The sequence below is a fragment of the Nodosilinea sp. LEGE 07298 genome, from assembly GCF_015207265.1.
GTDB lineage: Bacteria > Cyanobacteriota > Cyanobacteriia > Phormidesmidales > Phormidesmidaceae > Nodosilinea.
In genome coordinates, this window is record NZ_JADEXE010000284.1 from 1 (window position 1) to 8,476 (window position 8,476).

10 protein-coding genes and 1 pseudogene are annotated in these 8,476 nt (G+C 53.2%); 2 read left to right on the forward strand and 9 right to left on the reverse strand.

The window, feature by feature from the left end:
• Positions 1-498, forward strand: a 498-nt coding sequence (locus IQ273_RS26620; protein WP_194026161.1) for a DegT/DnrJ/EryC1/StrS family aminotransferase, incomplete at its 5' end; no start/stop codon positions are given.
• A 91-nt stretch (positions 499-589) separates the two neighbouring features.
• Here IQ273_RS26620 and IQ273_RS26625 read toward each other — a convergent pair.
• The 4 genes from IQ273_RS26625 to IQ273_RS26640 form a co-directional block, all read right to left on the reverse strand.
• A complete protein-coding gene (locus IQ273_RS26625) occupies positions 590-1,096 on the reverse strand; it encodes a helix-turn-helix transcriptional regulator (protein WP_194026162.1) in 507 nt (168 codons plus the stop codon).
• A gap of 150 nt (positions 1,097-1,246) precedes the next feature.
• Positions 1,247-1,891: an SMI1/KNR4 family protein gene (locus tag IQ273_RS26630; RefSeq protein ID WP_194026163.1), complete on the reverse strand. Its 645-nt coding sequence runs from the start codon at positions 1,889-1,891 to the stop codon at positions 1,247-1,249.
• 41 nt (positions 1,892-1,932) lie between these two features.
• On the reverse strand, positions 1,933-3,072 hold the full coding sequence (locus IQ273_RS26635) for a hypothetical protein (protein WP_194026164.1): 1,140 nt from the start codon (positions 3,070-3,072) through the stop codon (positions 1,933-1,935).
• A gap of 186 nt (positions 3,073-3,258) precedes the next feature.
• Positions 3,259-3,858: a hypothetical protein gene (locus tag IQ273_RS26640; RefSeq protein ID WP_194026165.1), complete on the reverse strand. Its 600-nt coding sequence runs from the start codon at positions 3,856-3,858 to the stop codon at positions 3,259-3,261.
• Positions 3,859-4,568: 710 nt separating this feature from the next.
• On the opposite strand from IQ273_RS26640, the gene IQ273_RS26645 reads away from it, so the two are divergent.
• A complete protein-coding gene (locus tag IQ273_RS26645; RefSeq protein WP_194026166.1) occupies positions 4,569-5,180 on the forward strand; it encodes a helix-turn-helix transcriptional regulator in 612 nt (203 codons plus the stop codon).
• A gap of 376 nt (positions 5,181-5,556) precedes the next feature.
• Here the strand turns inward: IQ273_RS26645 and IQ273_RS26650 are convergent, their stop codons facing one another.
• The 5 genes and pseudogenes from IQ273_RS26650 to IQ273_RS26670 form a co-directional block, all read right to left on the reverse strand.
• Positions 5,557-6,117, reverse strand: coding sequence for a type II CAAX prenyl endopeptidase Rce1 family protein (locus IQ273_RS26650; protein WP_194026167.1), 561 nt, complete (start codon positions 6,115-6,117; stop codon positions 5,557-5,559).
• Between the two features lie 2 nt (positions 6,118-6,119).
• Positions 6,120-6,296 carry a hypothetical protein gene (locus IQ273_RS26655; protein WP_194026168.1) on the reverse strand — a complete coding sequence of 59 codons (177 nt, stop codon included), beginning with the start codon at positions 6,294-6,296 and terminating at the stop codon, positions 6,120-6,122.
• Positions 6,297-6,335: 39 nt separating this feature from the next.
• Positions 6,336-6,773 (reverse strand): GNAT family N-acetyltransferase, encoded by a 438-nt coding sequence (locus IQ273_RS26660; RefSeq protein ID WP_194026169.1) that lies wholly within the window; start codon positions 6,771-6,773, stop codon positions 6,336-6,338.
• 10 nt (positions 6,774-6,783) lie between these two features.
• Positions 6,784-7,596, reverse strand: coding sequence for a Crp/Fnr family transcriptional regulator (locus IQ273_RS26665; RefSeq protein ID WP_194026170.1), 813 nt, complete (start codon positions 7,594-7,596; stop codon positions 6,784-6,786).
• A gap of 449 nt (positions 7,597-8,045) precedes the next feature.
• Positions 8,046-8,476 (reverse strand): annotated as a pseudogene (locus tag IQ273_RS26670) (hypothetical protein); the annotation flags it as partial.

Below are 8,476 nucleotides of genomic sequence, written 5' to 3' on the forward strand. Positions count from 1 at the left end.
GGCGTGGGCTATAAGCGGCGTATGGCCCCCCTTGGCGCGCTGCTGGCCGATGTGGATCTTGACTACCTGGCCGACTACAACCGTCTCAAGCGCCACAACGTGGGCCGTTTAGACGCCGAACTGGGCGATGTGCCAGGCATTGCGATCGCTCGTCCCAGTCGTGAAGCCGTGCGGGGTGGGTTTTATCAGGGCTACCCAATTCAGCTGTTGGGCGATCGGGTCTCGCGGGCCACGGTGCTGCGCACTCTCAAAGCTGAGGGCATTGACGCTGCCCCCTACCCCTTTCCACTGCATCACCGGCTGCGGGTGTACACTGACCCAGCCTACCGTCACCAGGTGCTGACCGGACGATCGACTACCCCTACCTCCCGCCCTGAGGTCTCGCTACCGGTAACCGAGCGCCTAGCCGATCGCCTGATGCTCCTCGCCCCCCGCTATCTGTTAACCCTTAACCAAACCACCCTTAACACCCTCAGAACTATTTTGAGTGCCCTTTGACCACAGACGCTCTAATGCGAAGGCAAGACTAAAGTCGGCCTTATACTCGCCTCTGGAGAGGGCGGCGGCGGCTCCCCCTTTCTCTTCAGGTTCATTGCTCCTGCTGCGCCTTCTTCTTAGCGTAGATACTGCGCATATGCTTTTTCACGGTGTTGGGCGTAATGCCTAGCTCGGCGGCGATCTGTTTATAGGTGCAGTTGCTCTGCTGCAAGAGCCACACTTCCTTCTCTCGCGGAGTTAATCCGTAGCGTTCTGCCTCTTCAATGACGAGGTTGAGAATAGCCTGCTGTCGGTCCTCAATGGTGAGCAACAAACAGGGATGGTCGATCACATCGAGATTCAGCCAGCGGGAACAAATGTGAAGGGTCGTTGCAGCGTTAGTGAAAATATCAAATTCGATTAACCAGTTCTGATCGGGAAACAGGTGCCGACTTTGCACCAGCGATTGGCAAATATGCCAGATCTCATTGGGAATAAGATTCTGAGGATTCTCCGACTGCTTTAATCGACTCAAAACCCGGTAGGCCGCTTCGCTAGCGTAAATCAGCTTCTGCTGATCGTTAAAAACCAAAATTCCTCCAATGAGTTCTTCTACCAAAGCCCTGCCAACCTGATAGTTCTTGCCCCCTTCGCAATCGATATCAGATGAATTCTTGTACTCAAAAGATTCACCGAGCAAGACCCTAAAATTTGGCCTGAGAGTAGATGCTTCCATAGTTCTAGGGTTAGGATAAAAGCCTGCTAATGCCTACAAAATCTCTCGCATTTCCAAGAAATTTTTGTGCTCTGCCTCCATCATGGATTGAAAGGATGGATAGCGGTCGGCTCCGGGTAACCAATCGCCAAAAAACCAGGCTTCCCACTCCTGTTGACGGTTGACCACCCTTGGATTCAGAAGGTAAATGGAAGACTCCCCCTTTTCGCTGATGCTTAAACAAGCACTCAAATACTCGGCCCTGATCTTACTACAATCCTGTTCCTGGCCATAGACAAAGTACTCGGCATCGGAAACAGAATGACCACTCGAAGCTCCATTAGATAAATTATCCAATGGCATTAGAGCTTGGCAAGGACCAATTTTTTGATTGAAGGATGTAATCCACTCAGCATGCCTGATGGCAAACCACTCAACCTCCTCTATAGCCAGAATACGGTAGATAAAAGGGGTGGTTTGACGCCAGCCATTGCTGACCTTTAAAAACTCTCGATAAGAAGGAGGAAGACTAATCGAGAGGCGGGCCTCTACCGCTGCTATTTGCACTTCAGAAGCACCAGGAAACCCAAGCCATTCAGACTCGACAACATCTGCATCAAGGCGATCTAAGTTTTGGGTATAGGTTAGATAGTCTTGGCTCCAGTTTTTGAGAAACCCCTGCCAGTCGAAGCTACTCATAGCCAGCGCTCATAATATGTTTTGCCGGACAGTTGAGCAATTTAGATGACTTGGAGACGTGATATTTCATAAATAGTCAGGGGAATGTCAACGCCTTGAAAGGCAATTAAAATCTGTAACCGATAGAGGCCCGATGGCAAAGCAGCTGCCGCGATCGCAGCCTTGTATTGGGTCTGACCACTGGTCAGCATCCAGGGTTGACTTTTGCCGAGGGGTATCGTGCGGTGGGGATAGGTTAGGGTTTTGGCAAAGCCTTCTAGGCTGTAGCTCACGCCAGACGGCAGAGACCATTGCACTAAGTCGGGGAGTTCAAGGCAAACCCCGACTTGAAAGGGCTGATTTGCCTGCAATGAGCTAGAAAAGCCGGTATTTCCCGCGATCGCCACGATCGGCATGCTCGTATTTGGGGGCTGCAGCAGCATCACCTGGCAGACCTGTACCGTCAGCGGTGGGGGCTGACGGGTTGGCGACAAGATTGCCTCGGCCTGATTGGGCCACGACTCCACCAGATCCTGCGAGGCTGTAGAGTGAGCCAGAGGAGAGTGAGCCAGAGGAGAGTGAGCCAGAGGAGAGTGAGCCAGAGGAGAGTGAGCCAGAGGAGAGTGAGCCAGAGGAATCTGCTGCTGCAACCAGGCCCGGAGAGAATCACCCGCTTCGTCCTCATGCAGGTGGAAAAAGATATGGCCAATATGTTGCAACCAGGTTCGGAGAGAAGCGGTTGCTTGATCGGTGAGCAGTAGGGAAGCCTCGGATGTTGGATTGAGCAGACGCCAGCGATGGGCAAACCCCTCTCCTTGGGTTTGAAACTCCAGCAGCACCGTCGCCTGAGTGCGCCACTCCTCAGCAATCGCGGGGGTAGAGGTCTCCTCCATCTCGGCGATTGCCCCTCTTTCGGAGGGACGTTCTGGGGTTGAAGGAATCGCCTTATCTGCCTGCCGCGTTTCCGCCTCAACCAGTTGACGGGCTTGGGCGACCCAGGCAGCCACATTAGACCGGGTAATCGGGTACCCCGCCTCTCGGAAAGCGGCTTCAATGGCCGCTGCTTCAGCTACAGCCAAGTCGGGCACAGTAGTAATGGCCAGCAGCGTCTGAAGCTGTTGCTGACGGGTCCGGCCAATGCCCTTAATTTGGTTCAAAGAATACTCATCTGCGGGGGGTGAGCCGCCAGGAGGAATCGTCATCGCTCGTTCTCCACTAAGGCCAGGCCAAAACCAGGTGCCCGGCATTGCAAAAGTTGAAGAAAACTAGCAGGCACTAGTAACCTGCAAGTGTGGATCATGCGTCTGGGTACCTCAGACGACTGTGCCAATCCAGGCCAGGGGGTAAGACGGTAGACCCGTCAGCGGCCACCCTGCCCCTAAAGGTGTTTAGGAAAAGGGCTGGTCGGCAATTTGTACGCGGCGCTCACCAATGTAGCCATAGCCAAAGATAAATTGGCCACAACGATGGGTTAGAGGACCGACTTCAACCGTGGCTCCCACCAGGTAGTAACCCTTGGTTAAACCCAGATCCTGAGGTTTGATGATGGTGCCGACCCAGTATTTGAAGACATCTTCTTCAGAGTTAGCCACTACCTCAAGGTCTTTTTCTGCGGAGGCCGCACCCAGCCCTTCAAAGTGGAAGTAGGCTTTGATGGTCACCCCCAGGCAGAGCAGAAGACGGGTCAAGGGGCTTTGGTCAAACTTGATCACTAAACCCACGCGCATCTCTTCATCTAGGTCGATGATGTGCTTAGACTGTTCAGGGTGAGGTCCCCATGGGGGGAGTTGACCTCTCATTCCCGTAGCTTTGAGATGGTAGAGCTCAAACTGGCTTTGTCCAAGAATTTCTCGACTGTAGGTTTCGGTATCGGTGACAAGCCCCCCTTGAGCTGGCAACTTTAAGGCCATCTCAGTGGGCGGTTCAACAATTTCGACGGGCGAAACCACTTCTGACTTTTGCTCGATCGTAGGCAGGGTAGTAGTCATAGAGGTATCCTCTTTGTTTCGACATAAGGTCATTTAGCAAGCAAGCGGGAGCCGAAGCTCCGAACCGAAGGGTCAGTTCAGCGATTGCTCGTACCTTAGATAGTTGCAAAGTGGCCAGGGTTTGAAAATTCCCCCCTATAGGTACCCTGCGACAAACCCTGACAAATCCAATCTGGGTCACAGGTCTAGGGTCAAAAGAGGTCCAATGACCGGCAAAAGATTTATGTATAGGTGGCTAGAGCCTCATCCAAAGGATCTCACTGCCTCAGGGTTTATTCAGATTTCACCATGCTACCGTTGGCTACAAACATCCCAGTGGTTACACGGATACAGTAAGTATTGTCTGCTGAATGCTAAGTAGGCAAGCGTAATTAAATACAAGTCGATGTAGGTTGGGTTGAGGCACGAAACCCAACGCCCGCATAGGTTACGCTATCGCTAACCCATCCTACATTTGAATTGGCCAACTTACTTAGCGATTTCCTCAACGTTTCCTAGAGTCGCTACCTGGCCTGGCGTGGTTTTATCATAAAACAGAGCGGCAAACTTGCAGGTGAGTGCTTTAATTTCGGCTTTTTTAAGCGTACTTGATAATGCGGAGCGATCGGCACTTAGGGCGGTTTATAGATAAATAGTATAAGAAGCTTAGGGGAATGGCTATTGTGCCATAGCTGTAATCGATTACTCTTAAGGTTATATATAGGTGCATTATGCTCAATAGAAATCTCCTTTTAGATCTAGATGTAGCCCTTGAAAACGCTCTCACCAACTGTTCTGGCTATGACCAAGAGCCTGCCCTATGCCTAGCCTTAAAGCAAATTCTCCCCCATATTTTAGATGGAGTTATTTTGTTTGATGAACACAATCATCTAATTTATATCAACTCAAAGGCTGCGACAATCATCCAAAAATTTGCCCAAAGTTCCCAGTTCTTAGAAGGAATACCTGCGGAAATTGCCTATATTAAGCAATTTATGGTAGAGGCTAAGGAGAAGTTCCCTGACCAAAATTGGCTGAACCAATCTACAATCTTTGTGGATTGCCTAGCCGTATTTCACGTTCACGCCCGCTGGATTCAAGACAACAGCTCTGGGCAAAACTATTTGCTATTAAAAATGGAAGATCAAAACCAATTTTCTCAGAATCTCGCCCTAGAAGAGGCCAAACGTTTGGGTTTAACCCTAAGGGAACAAGAGGTTTGGGTATTACATCGGGCCAACTACACCTATAAACAGATTGCTGAGGCGTTAGATATTACCCCCAACACCGTTAAAAAGCACATGAAAAGCATCTTGGTTAAACAGCGATCGGTCGGAGGGTAGTCTAGGGCGACCCTATGGGTTCAAGCCGGTTGGCCGAGTTTAGAGGGTGCACTAATTTATACCCAGATCTGCGGTAGCCTCCTTACCTAAATTATCTCGATAGCTAGGTCACCCGACCGAGGGCACTGGAAAGGCGGGGTACCCAGGCAGGGTAGGACGATCGCGATCGCTGAGATGTTTCTTTACGCTTTTAGCCCAAATTGGCTGTTTTCACTCCTTACTAAAGTTTGTTAACTAGAGTTAGACAACGCCAGAAAAGTGGTGGCGAAGTAAAACTGCAAAGCACTCCCACCTATGTCAACTCAGCTTAAAACGTTACACCGTGAATCTTATACCCTAAGCCGTTAGAGCAAGTCAAAATCAGCTTGGTCAAGTACTAGAGCCCTAGGGTGCTGTAGCCGCCCAAAAACAACAGCCACACCGTCACCACCAGCCAGTGCATGGCCGCTATTAGCCACCAGGAACCCGATTGCCAGTAGACAACGGTACACGCCAGCCCCAGCAGGGCCGCCGACAGCAGAAATACCGGATTGGTAAACGTGGCGAAGCCGGTGGGATACAAGGTCATAGCGTTGAGGGGATGGATGACCACAAACAACCCCAACATAGCTAGGCCCAGCCGCCAGCGCTTGCGATCGCTCATAATTTCGGTCGGGTGGGGCAGCAGCAGCACTCGCCAAAACCCTTCTTCTAGCAGTGCGGGCACCAGCAGTACCCGCGCCGCCAGCCACAGCCCGTCAACCCAGGTAATGTCGGCTATACCCAGCGAGAGAAAGCCATTGCGCAAGCCCAACGGCAGGGTCACCGCACCCAGCGCCAGGGTTAGCCCAACCGCCAGTCGCCAGTCGCGGACCTGGGGCCAGGTGGTGGCCGCCTGCCGCAGGCGGTGGAGGGTAAGCTTGAGAGCAATGTAGGCGCGCAGGCGAAGGTATTGCAACGTTAACCCGTCATTTCGAATAGTTTAATAGTAAACAGATCGCCCCTACGGTGGCCGCTATGAAACATGCCGATAGCCATACTTTGGCTCGCCTCCTGCCATTGCTTGTGCAGGTGCGACAGCGCCTGCCGCCGCCAAGGGAAAAATTGCAGGGACGTTTTTTCTGAAATCGGCAGCATTTTACACGTCCAAGACGACTCAGCTGAGCTGTTTGTCGATTAGGGCTGGTCTGGGCGGATAGGCTTTTGCAAATATTTAGGCGACTCGGTGTAGCCCTGACGGTAGTAGAACTGATGGGCCAGTTCTCGGCGGCTGTGGCAGTGCACTTCAATGCGATCGCACCCTCGCGCCCTGGCTAACCTACAGGCAGCAGCTTCGAGGGCGGCTCCTATGCCCCGACCTCGGGCCTCTGGGTCTACGCAAAAATAGCTAATCCGGCAAAAGTCGCCCGTCAGCGCCAGCTGAGGGATAACGTTCAGCGAAATCAAGCCGATGACAGCGTTATTCTCGACGGCAACCAGCAGTTCAGCGTCGGGGTGGGCCAGCTGTCGCGACAGGTTACCGGCGACCAAGGCGGTGGTCGTGGGGTAGCCAAGGTCGGTTAGCAGAGCTGCGATCGCCTCACTGTCGGCAATCTCACCCGATCTAATGTGCATCGACGGCATCCTACTTAAGCGGCCACCACGACACCTTATCGCGGGTGGCACCATACACCTCTTTTAGCCCCTCGGGGTCGACCACCTGGACCTGGTCGTTGGTCGACTCTGACGTTTTGTTGGTCTTGATATAGCTCGCCTTGGTCAATCCTTTGAGCACCTGTTCAACGGTGCGGTGGTTGAGCTGACAGGCGCGGGCAATCAGATCGATGGGCAGATCAAAGCAGTAGGTTAGGTCATTTTTCTGGACATTCCCTTGAACGGCGGGGCTACCCAAGCTGCGCTCCTGGTAAATCAGCGCCCGCAGCAGTGCCGCCACGGCCTGGGGCGGGTAGGTGCTGCAGTTGAGCAGGTGGTACTGAAACTTTTCGCGCAGCTCAAACAGCAGCATGTAGCGCTGACGAAAGGTTTCACTGTCATCGTAGAGGGCCTGCACCGTTTGCACCGGCACTTTAATCACATCGGTGGTTTTGTAGGCTTCAACCAGGCTGGGAAAGGCGCGCACCCCAGGGCCAAACCCCACCGGCAGAGTACGCATGCCAAAGCAGCCGCTGGGGTAGGTCATGGCAATTACCCGATCGAGGGGAGTGCTGCGCATAATCACAGGGCCACCGTCGATCACCACGTATAGGTGCTCTAACCAAACCTGCGGGCGAAAGGCTGTATATACAGGTCGATTTGAGTAAAGCTTTTCAACCACCAGTGCAGCGGGGTCAAGATCTTGCAGCGGGGCTTCATCGCCAAGTCCCTGAAATAAAAAACTTTTGGTGGTCAAAGTTTCAACCGTTTTCAACGGTAGACTCTGGCCTTTTTGCCTAGCCATATTGCGCTACAGGTTCGTTACCCCGCCATTGTCGCGCGAAAGCTCCACCCGCTCAATCAATCTTGGCTCTTATTGCAGTCAAAAACCGTGAGCAGTAAGTAGAAAGGCGCAATCAAATATCAGACGGTATAGGTTCGGTTGAAGCACGAAACCCAACGCTCGCCTGGGTTACGCGATCGCTAACCCAGCCTACATTTGAATTAGCCCACCCACTTACAGCGACTTAGGCATCGAGCTAGGGCAACGGTTTATCTATAAGCCAAGGCTATCCGCAGTTTTGCCGCGGCCTCAAGCTACACCTCGTCCGTAGCCTAGAACTCGCTGAGACGGGCGTACATCGCAAATTCCAGAACTGTTAATCCTTGAGAAAAGCGTCCTGGGGTCTGCATCGAACTACGACTGAACCCCCAGGGCGCTGATTTTTGGCTGGATTTTAATTGGGTTAACGATTAACCTTCAGCCTCTGACCCTAAGCAGTTGCCCCCGCCGGGACCACGACCCATACTGCTGCGCAGAGCCTCCTGTAGGTCGGCTTCGCTTAACCCCAATTCGGTAGCGGCGGTTGCCAGGTCGGGGCGCGGCGGCGGTTCGGTAGGCAGACCCAGGGCTGTTCTCAAATCGGCTTCGCTGATGCCTAGTTCGGTGGCGGCATTGGCCAATCGCTGGCCGCGATCGCCGCGCTGTCCATCCCCCCGTAGCGCCTCTCGCAGGTCGGTTTCGCTAATGCCCAGCTGGGTGGCGGCGGCAGCCAGATCGGGGCGCGGTGGGGGTTCGGCAGGCAGGCCCAGGGCGGCTTTCAGGTCAGCTTCACTGACTCCCAGCTGAGCAGCGGCGTTGGCTAATCCTTGACCGTGGCCTCGGCCTCGACCCTCAAACCGCT